The sequence below is a fragment of the Acinetobacter sp. 228 genome, assembly GCF_048147885.1.
In genome coordinates this window covers 1-1671 of the sequence record NZ_JAYWYV010000163.1, presented here as the reverse complement: position 1 = coordinate 1671, position 1671 = coordinate 1, and the positions used below count along the sequence as shown (strand labels likewise).

Here is a 1671-nt window from a genome sequence, read left to right as displayed (position 1 = left end):
CAATTGCTTGATTGGGGTGGATAATATTCATCGCTTACGGAGAGTGTCTAGTCTTTAACGAGAAATAGTTACAAAAAGGGCAAAAACTTACAGTTTTAGGTTAAAAAATAACCAAATATGTAACAAGGTATTTAAAATGTTTGTATTGTGATCGATTTAACAAAAATATTTATTGACTTTTACATAAACTCATCAAAAAGCTAGCCTATCGGCTAGCTACTTCTGTACCTAACAACCATACGGCAGTCGCATACATTCGGCTTTTGTTATAAGTCGTAATTACTTGAAAGTTCGGATAGGTTAAATAGTAAATTGGACCGTTATAGTCTTGTAATTGAATAACATTTACCATATCTAAGTCATCAATTTTGACTAACGGATTTAAAGGGGAAATCCCTTGGTTTTTTAGTGCACCATACGGAGTGGGCTGGGTCAAATCTTTAGCAATGATACTTTCCGGATTTGAACCTGTGTAACGAGCCATAAAACCGATAGGTTGATCGCGTTGCCAGCCTTGTTTTGCTAAGTAATTTGCGATTGAGCCAATCGCATCTTCTGCAGAGTTTCGTAGGTCGATATGACCATTACCATCAAAGTCGACTCCGTACTTACTAATGTTGCTTGGCATAAACTGCGGGAAGCCAATGGCACCTGCATAAGAACCTACAATACTATTGGTTGGATAACCTTCTTTGTAAGTCCATGCAATGAGAGCAGCTAACTCATCGCCAAAATATTCAGCACGGCGAGGATAGCCAAAAGCTAACGTTGCAAGTGCATCACGAGTAATAAACGAGCCTTTATTGGCTCCATAACCTGTTTCAACACCTAAAATGCCTAGAATAACCGCTTGAGAGACACCAAATTGTTGTTCAGCACGATTGAGAGCATCGGCATATTGGTTTTTAAAACGGACACCACGTTGAATAGTACCTTCGACTAAAAACATAGATCGATAGTCGTACCAAGGCTTACTTTCACCAGGGCGAGTCATAATATTTATAATGTTTGGTAAATTTTTTGCACCATTCATAGCGGCGTCAACCTGTTCACCGCTTAAGCCATAAGTGCTCATGGCTTTTTGTTTAAAATTTAAATAGTTAGGATGAGTTACAAAATCATTGGCCTGAGCAAAATGACTTGTGCTAATAAGGCCAGTACACAAGGCGAGCACTTTTAAAGTTTTATTAACAAATTGAGTCAACATATCTTTTTTAAATTCCAAATTATCGATGTGTATGAATAGACATGACTAAACCAAAAGTGGCCATTAAAGTAATAATAGCGGTACCGCCATAACTCATAAAAGGTAAGGGAACACCCACTACAGGTAAAATACCACTGACCATTCCTGCGTTTACAAATACATAAACAAAAAAAGACAAACCAAACGCGCCAGCCACTAATCGGCCATAATTATGAAAGCTTTGTAAACCGATTTGAAATGTTCTAAAAATAATGGCCGAATAAAGAATTACTAATATAAGTACACCAATTAAACCGAATTCTTCTGAGTAAGCAGCAATAATAAAGTCAGTATGGCCTTCTGGTAAGAAGTGTAAATGTGATTGAGTACCTTCGAGGAAACCTTTACCTGAGAACCCACCAGAACCGATTGCTGTTTTGGACTGAATAATGTTCCAGCCTGTTCCTAAAGCATCCGCTTCTGGG

2 protein-coding genes are annotated in these 1671 nt (G+C 37.9%); both read right to left on the bottom strand.

The window, feature by feature from the left end:
- Positions 1–205: 205 nt before the first annotated feature.
- Positions 206–1207, bottom strand: coding sequence for a lytic murein transglycosylase B (gene mltB / locus VXQ92_RS16960; protein ID WP_416682603.1), 1002 nt, complete (start codon positions 1205–1207; stop codon positions 206–208).
- Positions 1208–1226: 19 nt separating this feature from the next.
- The coding region (locus VXQ92_RS16955) for an FtsW/RodA/SpoVE family cell cycle protein (protein WP_416682602.1) at positions 1227–1671 on the bottom strand (445 nt) is incomplete at its 5' end.